Annotated in this window: 10 protein-coding genes; 2 read left to right on the top strand and 8 right to left on the bottom strand. The window is 47.6% G+C overall.

The genetic code is table 11. The features are described from left to right. Positions 1–126 precede the first annotated feature (126 nt). Together O3276_RS17895 and O3276_RS17890 are read left to right on the top strand one after the other, a co-directional pair. Positions 127–699: a Uma2 family endonuclease gene (locus O3276_RS17895; protein WP_269672558.1), complete on the top strand. Its 573-nt coding sequence runs from the start codon at positions 127–129 to the stop codon at positions 697–699. A 154-nt stretch (positions 700–853) separates the two neighbouring features. Then, entirely contained in the window at positions 854–1,630 is a 777-nt protein-coding gene (locus tag O3276_RS17890) for an IS5 family transposase (protein ID WP_269671653.1), read from the top strand. Between the two features lie 131 nt (positions 1,631–1,761). Here the strand turns inward: O3276_RS17890 and O3276_RS17885 are convergent, their stop codons facing one another. The 8 genes from O3276_RS17885 to O3276_RS17850 form a co-directional block, all read right to left on the bottom strand. After that, positions 1,762–2,556 carry a CPBP family intramembrane glutamic endopeptidase gene (locus O3276_RS17885; RefSeq protein ID WP_269672557.1) on the bottom strand — a complete coding sequence of 265 codons (795 nt, stop codon included), beginning with the start codon at positions 2,554–2,556 and terminating at the stop codon, positions 1,762–1,764. A gap of 224 nt (positions 2,557–2,780) precedes the next feature. After that, complete coding sequence (locus O3276_RS17880; protein ID WP_269672556.1) at positions 2,781–3,011, bottom strand: type II toxin-antitoxin system Phd/YefM family antitoxin; 231 nt, start codon at positions 3,009–3,011, stop codon at positions 2,781–2,783. 254 nt (positions 3,012–3,265) lie between these two features. After that, positions 3,266–11,728 carry a calcium-binding protein gene (locus tag O3276_RS17875; RefSeq protein WP_269672555.1) on the bottom strand — a complete coding sequence of 2,821 codons (8,463 nt, stop codon included), beginning with the start codon at positions 11,726–11,728 and terminating at the stop codon, positions 3,266–3,268. Then, positions 11,667–13,064 carry a hypothetical protein gene (locus tag O3276_RS17870; RefSeq protein ID WP_269672554.1) on the bottom strand — a complete coding sequence of 466 codons (1,398 nt, stop codon included), beginning with the start codon at positions 13,062–13,064 and terminating at the stop codon, positions 11,667–11,669. The genes O3276_RS17875 and O3276_RS17870 overlap by 62 nt, the downstream gene beginning before the upstream one ends. Positions 13,065–13,083: 19 nt before the next feature. Beyond that, entirely contained in the window at positions 13,084–13,752 is a 669-nt protein-coding gene (locus tag O3276_RS17865) for a hypothetical protein (RefSeq protein WP_269672553.1), read from the bottom strand. Positions 13,753–13,925: 173 nt separating this feature from the next. Beyond that, complete coding sequence (locus tag O3276_RS17860) at positions 13,926–15,686, bottom strand: calcium-binding protein (protein ID WP_269672552.1); 1,761 nt, start codon at positions 15,684–15,686, stop codon at positions 13,926–13,928. After that, positions 15,643–18,021 carry a calcium-binding protein gene (locus tag O3276_RS17855; RefSeq protein WP_269672551.1) on the bottom strand — a complete coding sequence of 793 codons (2,379 nt, stop codon included), beginning with the start codon at positions 18,019–18,021 and terminating at the stop codon, positions 15,643–15,645. The genes O3276_RS17860 and O3276_RS17855 overlap by 44 nt, the downstream gene beginning before the upstream one ends. A gap of 32 nt (positions 18,022–18,053) precedes the next feature. Then, on the bottom strand, positions 18,054–18,458 hold the full coding sequence (locus O3276_RS17850) for a hypothetical protein (RefSeq protein ID WP_269672550.1): 405 nt from the start codon (positions 18,456–18,458) through the stop codon (positions 18,054–18,056). Position 18,459: the final 1 nt, after the last annotated feature.

The raw sequence follows: 18,459 nt of genomic DNA, 5'->3' as shown, positions 1-18,459 counted from the left end.
CAGGTCATGGGCCGTCGAAAATTCACTCTACCTCCTTTTCTGCCCACTTTCTTTTTCTGAAAACTGCCAACTACTCCCCGATGTGTATTATTCTGTAAGGATCATAAACAGAACGGAAAGAAGCGAATGGCTCAGGCCGAGCAGTTACAATTGATGACACCGGAAGCCTATCTGGCGTTTGAACAGCAGGCAGACCAGCGGCATGAATACGTTAACGGGCTGATCGTCGCCATGGCCGGTGCCAGCCGCAGGCGCAATCTGCTTACCCTGGCGTTTGCCTCCCTGCTGCGTGCTCACCTGCAGGGCAGCCCCTGTAGAGCTTACTCCAGTGATATGAAAGTGAATGCCAGCCATAAAGGGAATGATGTTTTTTATTATCCGGATGTGATGGTGGCCTGTAACGATTCTGACCAGAACGCCTATGTTGAAGATCAGCCAACCTTGATTGCCGAAGTGCTATCCCCCACCACCGAGGCAAGAGACCGGATGGAAAAGCTTGCAGCCTACACCGCCATCAAGGGGTTGAAGGAGTATGTACTGATCCATCAGGATAAGATTGCCGTGGATCTCTACCAGAGTACCGACAGCGGCTGGGAGATCATCCGCCTGAAGCAGGAGACCGATACCTTGCAGCTTCATTCCATCGGGTTTTCAGTTACGCTTCGGGAGCTGTATGAGGATGTGGTGGGGGTTCTTTAAGTGATAGTCATCAGTGGGCAGATAAAGGCTGCTGATCCACTTTTCTTTGAATTTTTCTCAGAGACTGTTGTAAAAGTTACTGACCATTAACTCAGGATAAAAAACTCAACGTCGTCTATAACTACAGTATCTGATTAGTTTAAGGAGGATAATTATGTATCCATCCGACCTGACCAATGACGAGTGGGCAATCCTCAAGCCTCTATTCCCTGACCCTGGCTATGATACTCCAAAAAATGGGCGACCACGCGACTGGAGTTATCGTCTGATATTGAATGCCATATTCTATCTCACTAAAACAGGCTGTCAGTGGCGAATGCTGCCTTCTGACTTTCCACCATGGAGTACTGTCTACACCTATTTTCGAATCTGGAAACAAGATGGCACATGGAAGAAGGTGCATGATGCTCTTCGTGACCAGGTGCGAATTCAGGCGGGCAAAGAGCCACAACCAACAGCAGCAAGCATTGACTCCCAATCCGTGAAAACCTCGGTAAAAGGGGGGGATCGAGGCTATGATGGCGGGAAGAAAATAAAAGGCAGAAAACGTCATATAGCTGTTGATACTCTTGGCCTGATTCTGGTGGTATGGGTACACGCAGCCGCATTTAGTGATAGTTTTGCAGGTCAATTCATACTGGCTCACCTTAAGAAATACTTTAAAAACATCCGGAAAGTCTGGGCTGATTGTGGCTACCGGGGTTACCTTGAAGAGTGGTTTTATCGCTTCAAACCCAAAAGGGAACTTGAAATCACAAAACGCCCACGGGGAAAGTTTGTCGTTCAAGCCAGGCGCTGGGTTGTGGAGAGAACCTTTGGCTGGTTTGAAGGATCCAGACGTTTATCTAAAGACTATGAACAGCTGCCAAGGAGTTCAGAAGCCTTCGTTTATATATGCATGATTCGCATAATGCTACGAAGGTTTAAGTAGTTTTAAAACAGCCTCTCAGCCATCATCGCTTCTGGTTGCTTTCATTAATCGTTGCATTGAGACACTCAACAGCAGGTTATCGATGAAACGGTTGATCTTATTGCAGCCAAACCATCTCATTACAGGATTTATTATTTTTCAATATGCGACACAGCCAATTTCATGGAGTTGATACCTGCCAGGCTGGATCGTTTGATCACTCTGCCACTTCTTAGTTTTAGACAGTTTTCAGATTTAATTGAATTACTATTGATTTTGGTTTGTTTTACAGCATGCTTACGATCATTTAATGTTAACTTCATTTGTTTTAATCTTGTTTCATTTCTATTCAAGGTTAGTTTCATTTGTTCTAATCTATCTCTGTTTTTTGTATAACAGTGTAGTTTAACCGTAATGAGATTGTGAGCTGCATGAGCAATAGTTGCTGATAATAAACCATGGCTTTTATATATATTGTTAAATTTAAAACCCGCTATAGTGGCCATAAATATATGGGTAAAAGATGGTTTTGGAGTGCAAAGATGTGCAACTCCAAATAGAAAAGCACTGATGATCTCCGGGATATACCCTGTACCAAAAGGTAGGTTTAATTTTATAAGTCGTGGGCAAACAACCCTGAATAATGCCTCTTCAATGAAGGCATTTTTGAATATTTCCTTTGTAGACATTTTTTCAATATAACCTTCTTCAAAGGGGTTAAAATCTGTTCGTCCTGTTAACTTACTCTCCACCATTAATACAGGCCTTGCTAATAATAACTCCAGGGGTGTTTGAGCTAGTCCCAAACCCGTCCCCAAGAAAATTCTTTTAACTTGATCTTGTAATACTTCTACGGATCGACTGCCAGCAAAAGCTTTAACGGATGAATTTACCGCTGGTGCCAATGAAGATATTAAAGGCGATAAATTTGACGATATAAAGTCCATAAAAGACCACCACATGTGTTTGGATCATGAGGATAGACCATTAAAAACAGATTTTTCTCAATTCGGGTTAAAACTATTGACGGTAGCAGGTATTACCAAACGCTTGTCACCAACAGGCTCTCTCTCAAATTACGATCACCCTGTTGGATGATTTGCTTTGCCTGTTTGCTGAGTTTGTCGTGTTGCACGAGCATCCCAGATAAAGGCACAGGTACCCAATAAAATCATTGCCGGTTTTCCCAGGGTTTATCCAACGGATCGATAATATCGTTGGCAATGGCATTTTCACCCACTTCCTTCAGGTTTTTTCTTGAATACTTCTTTAACGCATCGAGGGCGCAGATGGTCGCCAGTGTTTGACCATTAGAAGTCACGATAAAGGGTTGGCCTTGCTGGGCTTTTTTCAGGTAATCAAGCAGGTTAGCTCTCAGTTCACTGATATTGACCTGCTCCACTCTTTATTCCTTGTACAAAACTTGGTACAAGCTAGTTCAGCCGGTGTAGTGGCACTGTCCAAAATGGATCGGCCTGCTGTTCAAAAGTGACCACCCCTACTGCTGATGGCACACCGTGCTGCAATGTGTCCATTCAGAAAGGATTTGTAACAGCAAGTTTAACCCGCTGTAACCTGCTCGTACCCCAAAACCAAAAAGGCAGCACCAGTTACCCAGTGCTGCCTTCATTTCATCGTGAATATAAGGTGTAAACCTTAACTCACGGTCGTCTGCCAACTGGCAGCAATCACCGGAGTAACCTGATCGCGAACGTTTTGTGGCAGCTGAGCTTCACCAGCTGGCGGTGCATCAAACCCAGCCATGGCATTGACCAGATTCTCCACCTTGTTGGCCAGCAACACAGCATCGCCCGTGCGGATTTTATCCAACTTTTGGGCATCATTGCTGTACCAGTCCTGTACCGTAATCTGATCATCAGAACCGATAACATCAATCAGCAGATGGTCACCGGAGCGGGTAAACCAGAGGTTTTCTTCTTCAATGCCCAACAGCTGCAGTACATCCTGATCCACTGCTGAATTGGACAGGTTATTAATCGTGTCAGCACCACCACCTGTTGTGAAATGGTAGGTATCATTTCCATCACCCCCCATCAGGTAGTCATTGCCACCGTTGCCATGAAGATGATCATCTCCGGCGCCACCACCCAGCATTTCAGCATCGGAAGAGCCAAGAATGATCTGATCACCAGCCTGGCCGTTCAGAATCGTGGCATAACCCCGTTCGTCCGGAACGTTCTGGTAGTCCGGTGAACCATTGGTATCAGGGTTAGTGCCACCAAAAGCACCGAATATCTGATCTGCGGTAATCTGGCCGCCACTGGCAAACCGAATGGTATCCACTACGTTATCACCACCCAGGAACCAGTCTTTCAGCGTAACCGTATCAGTCCCACCCTGAATATTGAGAATCAGGTCAGTACCATAACGGCTGAGGCCTGAGGCTACCTGGTTAAAGCTGATACCTTCAAACAACAGCGTATCATTACCACCGCCAGCATTGTCGATAACGTCCTGACCATCTCCAGCTGTAAATACATAGGTATCGTTACCACGTCCACCTTTCAAAGTATCATTACCAGCCTGTCCATTCAGGATATCGTGACCATTTCCACCCTCCAGAAGATCATCACCGCCATCCCCGGATAGCTGATCATCGCCATTAAATCCACGGATGTGATCAACGTTGGTTGTACCCGCTAACGATGCGTCATCACCGGCTGTGCCATCAACCTCATTATGACTGTTTTCAGAAGGGGTTGGAATGGCCAGACCAAAGGCAGCAAAAATCCGGGCTGCCGTGATCTGACCACCAGTAGCAAACGTGAAGCTGTCGATCAGATGTTCACCGCCCAGGAAGAATTTCTTGAGGGTGATCTGATCCGGGCCACCATTCACCTTGAGAATCAGGTCATCGCCCATTTTGGACAGGCCAGAGGCTACCTGGTTAAAGGTGATACCATTTACAAAGTGCACTTTGTCGGTACCAGCACCCGTGTTATCCACCACATCCTGTCCACTGGAGAAGTGATAGATATCATCTCCCTGACCGCCAATCAGATGATCGTTGCCAGCTCCGCCAATCAATGTGTCATTACCGGCACCGCCCAGCAGCACTTCATTGGCAGCGGTCCCTGTGATGACATCGTCACCGCCCAGTCCTGGCTCGGTTGGCTCTCCGGTCTCTCCACCCTGGTTACCCCCACCGGAGCTGCCACCAGAGTTATCAACCGATTCACCACCATTACCGTTGCCAGTCTCACCTCCGCTGCCATCACCACCGCCCGGGAGAGCCGTTAGTAACGACGCAAAGCTTGAAGCCGGGATAGCATAGCCACCGTCAGAAGGTTGCACATAGCTGATGGCTTTCTCACCACCAAGGAAGTGATCTTTCACCCGCAGCTGTTGCTTCAGATCATTATCCAGAAGCATGACCAGATCATTGCCATCTTTGTGGAAGCTGATCCGGTCTCGGCTGATACCGCCATTGAAAAGCACCCAGTCAGTACCACCACCCGTGGCATCAATGGTATCTACACCGTCTCCGGCCTGATAATAGTAGTGGTCATCACCGACACCACCATTCAGGGTGTCGTTGCCATCTTCGCCGTTTAGAACGTCATTTCCAGCACCGCCGGCAAGGACATCATCACCAGACCCCTGACCAGAACCATTACCACCCATCAGGCGATCGTTTCCATCACTACCTTCCAGCCGGTCATTGCCGGACATTCCGAACAGGGTGTCATCACCACCTTCACCCAGAACCTTATCATTGTTTGCACTACCAACCAGACGCTCACCGTCGTTAGTACCTTTCACCACTGAAGCAAAGTCCGGATCACTGCCCCCGGCAACCAGCTGATTGATCTTGTTGGTGGTGATCATAAAGCCACCATCTGGCTGTACACCATCCAGTGCCCAGTCACCGCCAAGGAAGTGGTTCTTTATGCGGATGGACTGACCTGTCTGATCTTTCATGGCAATCAGCAGGTCATCCCCATCACGGCTGAAGTCCAAAGACTCCGGGGTTGCACCACCCTGAAGCAACAACAGTCCTTGTCCGCCACGGTTATCAATAACATCCGCGCCATCACCCACAGCCCAGACGTAAGTGTCCCGACCCGCGCCGCCTATCAAGGTGTCGTTGCCGCCCTCTCCACGAAGCTGGTCATTACCATCACCGCCGATCAACCTGTCATCACCGGCACCAGCATCCATGTAGTCATTGTCAGCACCGCCTTCCATGTGGTCATTGCCTTCACCGCCGAACAACTGGTCTGCGCCAGACTGCCCGAGCAGGGTATCGTCACCACTACCGCCAGAGAGGGAGTCACTTCCCATACCACCTTCCAGGTGATCGGTGCCTTCTTTGCCTTGCAGGTTATCGTTGCCCTCACCACCGAATAAACGATCATCGCCGCTTTCACCGTCCAGGTAATCATCACCGGCATCGCCATGAATCACATCATTACCGGCACGTCCCCAGACTTTATCGTCTCCGGCACCGGCATGGATTTCATCATGATGATCACGGTAGCCAATCATGGTCTGATCGCTACCGTCAGTTCCATAAGTTACTACCTGCTCTTCAAGGTCGGCATCGGATAAGATGGTGCCATCGGCAAACTCAAAACTATTGATTTTGAAGTGCTCGGTAGGCTCCCGGAACCAATTCTCAATGGTGATCTGGTCACTGCCGTTACTGTGGCTGATGACCATATGATCCCCTCGACGGGCATAGGAAAGATCAATGGCGGCAATGCCTTCACCAAAACGAAGCACATCAAAAGAGGCGTCATAATTGCTATAAGCTTCGCCCAGGCGCCGTTCAATCATCCGGTCAGCACCGTCACCCAGATTGAAAAGGTACTCATCATCGCCTGAGCCACCATGCAGGGTGTCATCACCCCAGTCACCGTTCAGCGTGTCGTTGCCGCTGTCCCCAAAGAGCTGGTCATTGCCACCACCGCCACTGAGGTCATCATTCTGGTCACCACCGAAAAGTTGATCGCTACCGTCCTCGCCTAACAGGGTATCGACACCTTCACCACCTTCCAGGCGGTCATCGTCGTCCCCGCCTTCCAGACGGTCATCGCCCTGACCACCCAACAGAACATCCCGGCCGGTCTCACCGTAAAGCGTATCGGATCCGTGACCACCATCAATCTGATCATGGCCTCCCTGACCATGAACCACATCATCACCACTCAGTGCCGTGATCATGTCATTCTCAGCGTGAGCCAGAATCTGATCATTGGCTTCAGTGCCTTTGACCGACTGAACCAGAATGTCGTCTGTATTCCAGCGGGTGCCATTGGCAAATGTAATGACATTAATGGCACCAAGGCTGACAACACCCGCCTGGTCGGTAAAGTGATTGAGGATACGAACACTGTCATTACTGTCTGCATGGCGGCTAATGACCAGATCATCGCCCTGTCGACGAAGTAACACATCATCGTCGTTCAGGTCTTCAAAGATCAGGGTATCGATGCTCGCACTGTCTTCAATAACGTCACTGCCATCGGCGGCTGCAAAATGATAGGTGTCATCGCCAACGCCCCCGAAGAGCTGATCATCACCCAGCCCTCCGGTCAGATCATCATGCCCATCACCACCATAGAGTGTATCCTGCCCGGCACCACCATCCAGGGTATCATTTCCTGCATAGCCATCAAGGCGATCATTGCCAGCCAATGAATGAATCTCATTATCCTGCTTATTGGCTTGGATAACATCGTTTCCTTCAGTTCCAAGCATCGTCTTCATTATGATTTGATCTACTGAGAAAAACTCTGAACTCCCATCAGTTTTTTCAATAGTTAAGCCACTTCGAGGTAAGTCTTCACTGAAAAAAGATTTGAACGTAATGTGATCATCAGATCGACCTTTGAAGGATAATTGAAGGTCTGAGCCGATCCGACGGAAGATAGCGTTACTGAATTCATTCAAATCGGCCAAAACAAGGGTGGTTGCATCTGCGAAATCATCATAAACAGTATCTTGGCCATCCCCTGCTGCGAATGCATAGTGGTCACTTCCCTCTCCTCCCGATAGTTCATCATTTCCAGCGCCACCGTTCAGAACATCGTCACCGTTTCCACCAATTATCTGGTCATTCCCACCACGGCCCTCTATATAATCGTTTCCACTCAGGCCTCTCAGAATGTCAGCCCCTGTAGCACTTCCGATGATATAACTTTTACCATCCGTACCAGTATATTGATCTCTTCCATAACTGACATCAGCGAGATCTCCGAGTAACAAACGACGGAACACAACTGCATTTTCCACATTTATTAGTCGATCGGCCAAAAGCTTTTCATCAAGGTTTATATCTGACCTGAACTCATTGTAGATCTGGGCAAGGGCCGCGCCTTCATCAAGTGAAGCACTGCTTTTTCCTGCCCGAATTAATGATGCCTGTAATACACCGGCATTACTGACCTCAAGACGATTACTGGAAATTGAATAATGAGCACCTTCAAAAGCGTCAGAAAAAACGGTCTGCAAAAGAAAGCGGCTGGCATAGTGATGAGTGAGCGCATCAAATCGCTCAGCCAAATAATCGACCTCAAGTCCAACAATCTGGGGGCTTTTACCATCAGTAAACTGTTGCTCAATGACACCTTTGAACTCAGAAACCCCGGAAAAGCTTTCAAGAACCCATAACTTTTCAGTTGTAGACAACGACAAAGTAAGCTCGTGGCCTGCATTCTGACGCAGTGCACTAAGGCCGGACCAGTCGGCAAGGAGCATCTCAAACCCCTGATACACAGTATAAGCATCAGAGCTCGCAAGTGACTGGACTTTATTAAGCAACTGTTGATCACTTGCATAAACGGTTTGTAGATCTCTAACACTGCCAAACCCTCTCAAGAGCGGCAATGAAATACCTCGAGCTAACAAACTCTGCAAAACAGTCTGATCAAGAGTATGAGAACCAGTATCCTTCGTAATGAAGTTATTAATTTGCAAATCAAATGCTGCTGCATAAACAGATTCGTTATTTCGTATAGCTGACCCTTCAGCAATAATTCGATTTCCACTACTTGGCCTGTCAACGGTTTCATGCACCAGATCAATACTGTCAATACCCAGCTGCGCCAGAGTAGAGAGCTCTTCCTCCTGACTTAACCCATCCTGATTAGCATCCTTCCAGACTCGGACCTGACTAAATAGCTCATCATCTGCATTAAAAATATCGTCATTATTACTATCTCCAGTTTCTTTGAGTGCCTGAAAGCCATTCTGAGTAGCATTTCCAAATAGCTCAGAAATACTATCTATACTGCCATTGTCATTCAGATCGCGTACTAACAAGCCATCCTGAGCATTAATCCAGCCAACCCGTTCTGCGATACCATCATCATCAAGATCAAAAAATACGTTGGAGTCAGATACCGAAGAGGTTGCTATATCACCACTGTCGTCAAGATCCAGGGCTAGTGGATCAATACGACGTATTCTTGTTCGATCAGGATCAAGCTCCGGTGGGAGGAACATGGCACTATTGCCCCCCAAATAGATACCGGACATACCATTACGAAACCCGGAGTAAGTGAACCGTTTAAACCCGCCAGACCTTAGAGAGTTGCCCCACATCGCAGCACTGCCAGCAGTTTCAAAAACAGTGAGAGTTCCTATCCCACTTAACTCATAGGTAAAGCCTCCATCCTGACTTCTGTACCAGTTACTAGTCCCGCCCCAGGAATTGCCTGAACTGCTGCTTCCAAGCCAATTCCCCCCAGTCAGAATGTGCCCTTTATGGACTACAACACTCAAACCATCTCTATCAACAACCACATCGCCATCAGACGTTCCAATCGTTTCAAAACCATCGCCCCCTGTATGTGTAACGGCAGGTGAATAAAGATCCAGGCCTAATTGATTATTAGTAAAGTTATTGATAGTAAGAAAGTCCTCACCATCCCGAACCGTCAGAGTTGAGCCATCAAGCTGATAAATGAATGAGTGGTTGTAATCCCGGTAAGTATTTTCAGGATCACTGGCCAAACGGTAGCCTCCTGTTAACCTCCGGTTCTTAAAATGAACAACGCCAACACCATCAGAATCCTCAATAACATCCCCACCATAGGCCACGAATGTGTCAAACCCTGTTCCTCCATCAAGAAGGTCTATGTCATTATCCTCACCCGCATCGAGATAGTCGTCCCCTTCTCCGCCCAAAAGAGTGTCTTTGCCTTCTTGCCCGAACAGGGAATCGTTGCCTGCTCCTCCGTCAACTCTGTCAGCACCCTGGCCAGCTGCAATTGCATCATTGCCTGACCTGCCGTAAATCTCGTCATCTCCATATTGTTCCTGCGAGGCGTCGTGATCCCCCCAAATCTTGTCATCCCCACTTCCACCATCAAGCAGGTCATCACCTCCACCACCAATGATCTTGTCATCACCGGCACCACCATAGAGCTGGTCATCTCCTGTAACACTCAGCAGTGGGTCATCGCCCCAGAGTCTATCGTCGCCGAGGCCGCCTTGAACGTAATCATTACCACCACCGGCGACAACTTCATCATTGCCATCGCCAGCAAAAATGGCATCATTTCCATGCAACGCTTCTGGTATATTTACAAAGCCTGACTGTAACGAACCTCTGTAATGCTCAACTCCCCGCTGGTCTCCATGGAGAACATCATCCCCGGTACCGCCCAACATAATATCACTGCCAGCTCCACCAATGATCAGATCATCACCAGTACCACCATCAATAATGTCGTTATAGCTCTGGGTAAGGCTAATAGACTCTTGAAGGCGATGTTCTGCTGATACTGCAACCTGACCATCTTTCATATCAAAAATATAACCATCACCAGTGATGATATCCTGCCCATCGCCACCACTGATCACGTCGTTCCCTGAACCACCGGCAATCGAGTCATTCCCATTGCCACCGCTCAGGTCATCATTGCCACCCGCTCCACTCAGGTAATCATTTCCATCACCGCCATCCAGCGAGTCTTTTGCATCATCGCCAGCATCTTTACTGTCAACACTTCCCCCAAAGAGAAAATCGTTACCCTGACCACCGGTAAGAATATCCTCACCCGCATCACCAATCAGAAGATCACGCCCTCCACGGCCATCGATAAAATCATCGCCGCCATGCCCCCTGAGGTAATTATTCATATCACCATCAGGTACGGTTGCTTCATTACCCAATAAGTGATCATTAAAGCTAGAGCCTTCAAACAGCAGAGTTGTTGAGGAGACAGCAGCAATCACACTGGCATCATAATGAATTTCCCGTTGGTTAACCCAGCTCTGGTCGATATCCCGCCCTTCAGAATCCTTTATGCCTTTCGTTAAGGCTCTCTGCTCTTGACTCCAGTGAATGAGCAGTTGTTGGCCGTCCTGATTTATCAAGCGGTTACCAATATTGAGCGCATCATCCCCCTGAAAAGGGACTACTGCACCCTCATAGCCATAAAAGGACAGGCCATATACATTCACCGCCTCATTACTTTTCGCAGAATAAATGAGTGGCTCAATTGAGGTTATCGTTGCAGGAGCGCTCTTCAAACTGGCAGCCGTTGAAGGTGTCCTATCCGGTGTTAAAACTGAATTCCAACCCTCCAGATTAATAATGGAGCCATTGGCAGTCATCAATACCAGATCCTGACCTGCCAGACGGACCAGACGATTGCCATTTTTATCGGTATAAGTTGATGCTTCAGCATTTGCTGCGTATAAATTTTTCAGCTGCTGGCCGCTAATCAGGATGCGAGAGTTTCCCTGAGTGTCGGCAATGGTGTCAAAACCCACGCCGTCGTTGGTAAGGTCAAAAATGTAGGTATCATTACCCCGTCCACCTTCCAGCCGGTCATTCCCTTTACCCCCCTGAAGCACATCGTCACCATCCAGGCCATAAATCCGGTCATCCTTATCACCGCCGGTCAGTAGCGCTTTGCCATCATCCCCATGGCTGCCAAAAATCACCTGTTTGGCGTCGTTTTTCTCCGTGGCTTCATCCCCAAACACCACCATAGGCAGCTCTGAATCGTTAAAGTGATCGGTATAATGCACATCGCCATCACCAACGGCATTGCCCACTTCAATATCTTCAGCATTGCGCTCATACCAACCCGAGCAACGCCAGGCGGTCGGCAATAAAGCGTTCGCTGTATCGGGTGCCATCCGCATTCTGATAATCAGAATCGCCGGTTGCAAAAATGCCTTCTGCATATCCTTCAGGAGGTATTACCATAAACGAACTGAGTTCAAGAAGGCTGTAAAGGTAGGCTTTACCCGCGAGATCACCATAAGTGGTGGTAATGCTTCCAACGGTTTCTCCACCCAAAGGGGTCGGTATAAGAGTCAGCTGCTGCATCAGGCCGGTTTTATTCAATCTCTTATAGATTGCTTCTGCATGATTCGTAGTCGTAAACTCTGCGTATTCACCCCCCAACACTTTTGCTAAATGGGCCATCACCGTATTCAGGGATTGTGCTGGTGTATCACCCTCAGGCTCTCCGGTTTCTCCTTTATGGTGTTCAACCTGGGCGTTACTGGCAGAAAACAGAATCCGGTTTACCTCATCCCAGCCCAGCTCTGGATTAGTGGCTTCAAACAACCGCGCCACCGATAATGCATTCACCAGATGCACCATACTGTGATTACCAAACTGAAAAGTGCTGCCCTGGGACTCAATAAACAGCCCATGTCGTAAACCTTTACGTTGGAACAGGCTCAAGTCTTCCCCCACCTCACCGGCGGTGACCTGCCAGCCGGGAATGGAAAAATAGTTGGTAATCCGGTTATCACCTTGAGCCAGTGCAGCATCCAGACCCGCCATACCGGCACCATTAAAAGTAATCGTCTGATCCGCGAGAGCACCCAATGAAGACGCCGCATGTAGCGCAAGATTCCCTCCAAGGGAGTGCCCGGTAATGTTGACGGTTTCAGCCCCCTCTACAGGCTTTCCATTCTTATCCAGCAATCCGAGTTTTTTTAGAAAGGCCGTGCGGTCGAAATCTTGACTGGCACTTCCCAGAATACCCAGAAAATCAGCAGACTTTTCAAACCCATTCTCGCGAAGTTTGCCCTGTAGCCATTCTGGTGTTAGTGCTCCTGCCAGCCACTCCCCCAGCCCGGACAGCCCCAGTGCCAGATTGATATCCTGAAAAAGATCCCCAACATCCACATTGCCGTAAGTACCGGTAGCCTCTGTGCCCCGAAAGGCGATGGTCTTTTTATCGTTATTCTGGGTATCCACAAAGACGACAGCGTCAAATCCGGAGGATTGGTCAAACTCATAGCCACCCTTTGGAATGCGGTAGCGTTTTTGAAAGGCTTCAAATTGTTCTTGGGTGAAGCCTCGATCCAAGAAATCAACTTCAGCGTTATTTGTAATTCGATACAGCGAGTTATCTGCGCCATCAGTCTCCAGAAACAAGGGATCTCTTTTAAAGTCGATATATGCAGCATCCGCCATTAGAGCATTTTGGTAAGCGGTTTCGATGGTCTTATTCATTTCTTATTCCTTATTAGACTCATTGATACTTCGTAGGCTTGAGCACACCGTACTCTCGGTTAATAAAATATTTGCCGTCACAGTAGATTGATGTGCCATAAGCAATGGGATGGTTAAGAGAAGGGCTTAGCTTATAAAAGATTAACGACGCAATTTTTCTATTTTCTCGTCGATCTAAAACCTTTTCTTCCCACCGATAAATAGACGCATTTCTCTCATGATCCAAATAACGCCTTTCTGCATCAATCACCTTCCAATACCGGCTCTCAGGCTGATCAATCTTCTTGACCGCCACGCAGTACTCCCTCCCAAAGGGGCGTTTATCGGAGGTTTGTAGTTCAATCTGCCATTGAAAGGCACGGCTGCAACTCGGATCATCCTTGGGTGCTTTATAGAGCCGGAAATATCCCGTTCCCTCCAAATCGCTGTGTTTATGCTCTTTTGGCTTATACACTTCCACGTACTCAAAACCAGAGGACGAGATTTCTGTGTAATTCGATTCCGGTGTTGGGTCGCTGGGGTTATCGTAAAAATATCCATCCACATACACTGGCTCATCGTAGGCGTACCATTCACCAGCATCTTTTTCGCACAGAGCTTCCAGCTCGCTCAAACCGGGGGTAAAACAGCCCTGAATCAAGACTAACGGTATGATCACCACTGCTATTTTATAAATCTTGTTTTCCACCCTTTACTCCCAGTCAGTTCATACACTTCAGGAATACGTGAATCATCTTTCACGAATACTTTCTTGTTTAAATCTCAACAACGGACTCAAAAAATACTCAATCAGTCGTCTTTGTCCGGTTTTGATCTCTACCGCCACACTCATTCCCGGAGCCAGGTTCACCTTTCGGTTTTCTACCTGGAAATCAGGGTCAGGTCTTTCATTTTGCATAATACTTGTCGTTTATACGATAAAAAAGATATTTGCACGATGAAAGACCTGACCCCAGCTTTTTCAAGGGAATCGTCACCGCTATCACCGGAAAGCAAGTCATTTCCAAAACCACCCTGAAGACGATCCTGGCCATCACCACCACTGATAACGTCATCACCGCCATAACCCAGCACACGGTCGTTGCCATCGAGAGCAGTCACCTGATTCACCAGGTTGTTACCCTCAATCACATCATCTAATCCCGTGCCCTCCAGTGTTTTGAGGTTAATCGCTGCTTTATCGAGAACCTGTGTGACGTTTTCAGGACCAACCAGCGTAAGACCACTCTTTGGCAAATCATTGTCAAAGAAATACTTGAGCGTCACTTTGTCTTCAGTACTGTCACGGAAAGTCAAAGTCAGGTCATCATCCACACGGCGGAAAGTAATCAGGTCAAGATCAAGGCCAGCCAGTAATAGGCGAGTCTGATCCTGATAGTTATCCCGAATCTCATCTTTTCCATCGCCTTGGGCAAAGTAATAATCATCAGCCCCATGGTCGCCGCTCAGGATGTCGTCACCCATACCGCCTGTCAGCGAGTCGTTACCATAGCCACCGTAGAGACGGTCATTACCTGTCCCACCGGTTAACTGATCATCATCTCGGCCGCCATCAAGGTAATCATTTCCTTCACCACCGGCCAGCTGGTCATTTCCTGAATCACCATAGAGATGATCATCACCACTACCACCATCAAGAGAGTCATTGCCACTCCCGCCGTACAGTTGGTCTACACCTTCATCGCCGACCAGTTGATCGTCACCATTTTCACCATAAAGGCGATCAGCACCGCTGGCACCCACCAAAGCATCCTGCCCATCACCGCCATAAACGGTATCGTTACCTGCTCCAGCATCAACAGAATCATGGCCACTCTGGGCGCGGATCACATCATCTCCAGCCAGACCAGAAAGTGTATCGTCCGAACCATAACCCCAAATCTCATCATTACTTTCCGTAGGAACAATCACTTTGCCCTTGATGGTTTCGATATCCCATTGGGTACCATCTGAAAACTCAATGGTGTCTACGGCATAGTTCGTGGCAGCATCGCTGTTGAAGTAGTTATTGACTTGAATAGATTGACTATCGCCGTCTATAGTGATCAGCAGATGCTGTCCATGACGGTGAACCGAGGTGTGTTCTGGTAATATACCGTCACCCAGGAGAATACGATCGGTGTCACTCCCACTTCGGTTCTCGGTAATAATGTCCTGCCCATCCCCCTTGGCAATTACATAGGTGTCATTACCGGCACCGCCCAGGAGCTGATCATTCCCAGAGCCGCCAATGAGTCGATCATCACCACTGTAACCATAGAGCGCATCATTGCCCTGTAAGCCCGTCAGTTCATCGCTGCTGTTGTCATAGCCACGAATCACATCGTTCTGCTCAGAGCCCTTAAGAACCACCGCCTTAACATCATCAATGCTCCAGGCAGTGCCATCCGCAAACTCGATCAGCTGCAAGACATATTCACTGGTAGCATGATTTTTGAAATAGCGCTCAACCCGAATGCTATCGGTTTCTGATGTTTTCAGAATCAGATCATCATTTTCACGGATGACATCAACCGCTTCAGCGGTGATGGTTTCATCAAACCGGATACGGTCAACCCTGCTGTTGCCATTGTCGTAGTTATGAATCACATCCATGCCCGGCACTGAACAGATAAGTATCATTGCCAAGGCCACCATTCAGCTCATCATTACCTTCACCACCGATCAACTTATCATTGCCAGCATCACCGGAGAGCGTGTCGTTTCCGGCGTCACCGGCAATCACATCGTCACCGTTAAAACCGTACATCTGGTCATCGCCAGCTTTACCGGACAGGTTATCAGTCTGACCCGTACCAAAAATCAGGTCATTATCTTCTGTGGCTTCTGATACCAGCGAGGCAAGAATATCCGCCTGACTGAGCACAGAGCCATCCGCCAGCTCTACCGATTCAATCGCCCCTTCTTTTAACGTGCCATCAAAATCAAAGTAGTTATCCAGTTGTATTTCATCACCGGTATATTGACCTTCACTATCTTTCAGTTTGATCCACACCGTGGTCAGGTTACGGCTGAACTCAAGGTTCTCCCGGTTCACACCTTCACGGAAGACAATCTTGTCGCTGCCAGCGCTGTCATAGATGCGGTCTTTGCCGTCGCCTTTATCAAAGAAATAACTATCATCACCAGAACCGCCAAACAGCCGGTCATCGCCGCCTTTACCGTAAAGCACCTCGTTGCCATTGCCGGTGGTCAAGTAATCATTGCCAGCGGTACCAACTGCGTTTTTGCTATCCAGCAAGGCCGCCAACACCGGCGAAGTAACGGATAAGCGGTTCAGGGAATCTTCAACAGCGCGGGAGAGTTCCGGAGAATAGCTGCCCAGCTTGCGAGCTATATTTGCCAGCTCAACAATAGTGTCGTCACTGGTGCCCAGCAGCCCGGTCAGGTGTTCTTCAAACCCCGTCCAATCTGGCACAAAGCTTTCACTGCTTTCATCGTACTTCAGGGTAATGGCATCAAAGGCATTTTTGTAATGACTCTGAGCCAGCAGCTGCGATTCAACAAAGGAAGCAAACCGGTTGAATTGCTCAATCAATACCGGTGCTGCACGACCATGTGGGTTCGGGTCTTTCTCACCCCAGCACCAGGTGCCGACATAGGGTGTGCCGGTCAGCTTCTCCAGTGTTTCCAGCTGGCGGGCATCCATCACATGCCCGTAAACTTTGGTCGGGTCACGGCTGTAAGGGTCAACATCACTGACACCGGCCCATTGATAAATGATCGGCTCCAGCAGTTTCTGCCGCTCTCCCGCATCTTCAGTATTCACGTACTGGTTCACTAATGCCTGCAGGGTTTTATCCGCAGCCATGGCCACCTGCAAATCCGGCAACTCCCCAAAACCGACAGCGTTGGGCAGAGCCTTGACTTCATCACTTAACTCAACATCACCCACATATCGGGTTCGGGCTAGGTCAATCTTGAACCATACGTCAGTCGCCTTTCCCTCACTGCCATCAGTCCTGGTAAAACTGCCGGTTTCACGGTGCTCATTACCAGAAGAGTCGGTGGTCTTACCGGTAGCATATTCGGTATTGATGGCGGCAACACCAACATCAGCCATGGAAAGCAGTTCACCACTGTCTACCACCCCATTACTGTCGGTATCTTTCCAGACTTGAAGTTTCGACCAGGCTTCATCGGATTGATTCAGGACACCGTCACCGTTGCTGTCAAGATCCTTCAAGGCTTCAAATCCATTAGCCGCCTTCTCACCATTGGTGAGCGTAGTCTGGTTGCCAAAGAGTTCTGCGCCACTGGAAATCTGTCCGTCAGCATTTCTATCGAAGACCAGAAGGCCATCGTTTTTACCTACCCAGCCAGTCTTTTCAGCCAGAAGATTGCCATCATGATCAAAATAAACGCCTTCTGACTTATTGAGGGTTTCGACACCATCGCCGTCTAAGTCGAGGATAATAGGTGAGGTCAGGTTTTCGGCATTATTGAAAGAAGGCATATCTGATAGATCGCCATTTAGGGATGATATAAGATCACGAATTCCGTTATATGACCAGTCAAAAAGTTCAAAGACTGGATCAAGAAGTCTATTCTCATTGATGTAATCCATTATATCATCGTATTTTTCAAAAATTGGATCAAGCAAACCATATTTTGAGACAAGATTATTGGTTTCTTCTAATATAAAATCTAATAAATGGCCTGTTCCATAACCAATCGCATTATTTTTCAACTCTAGCCTTTTCAGATAGTCATCATAGCTTTTTGATTTGCTTCTTAAAGAATCAAAAACTTTATCCATGCCAGACTTTCCTAGCGACTTTTCGATAAGAAAACCAACTGCAAAACCTGCTGCCACCTCAGCCCATGCTGTCGTTGCCTCAGCAATTTTTGCAGGATCTTTGCTCAACTCATATGCATCCATAGCATCGCCAGCTGTTTTTATTTTATCAGCTGCCCACACTCCAATACCTACATAAGATTCTACTTTTGAACTCATTTTAAGGTCACCTCCAAGCATCTTTATTTTTATTAAATAAGCCATTTGTTATAAAAACGGCTTTCCCTAAGAAAACCAAAACTAATAGCTATTATCCAATACACGAACATAGAGAGACCTAGTTCTCTAACTCCTGTATCAAAATAATTTTTATCCGACCTAAGGATTGTCATTAAAACTACAAATCCAAAAAACAAATACCCGAGATCAGAAAAAACTCTTTTTTTAAAGCCAGGAACTGGATCACGACTACTTACCTTGAATTGTTTATTCCCAACATAAACTCTTGCAACAGCAAAAAATATTGACAGACTCGCCATTAGCAACAAACTGTAGGTCTCTATTGAAACTGGCCATTCCTGATTAAAACCAATTGTTCCTGAAATCTTCAGAAACCAGTATGCTGCGAGATAAAGTAATAAAAATACTGTTTCCATA

The organism is Endozoicomonas sp. GU-1, from assembly GCF_027366395.1.
Classification (GTDB): Bacteria; Pseudomonadota; Gammaproteobacteria; order Pseudomonadales; family Endozoicomonadaceae; genus Endozoicomonas.
The sequence above is the reverse complement of the archived record's forward strand: the minus strand, read 5'-3'. Positions and strand labels throughout refer to the sequence as shown.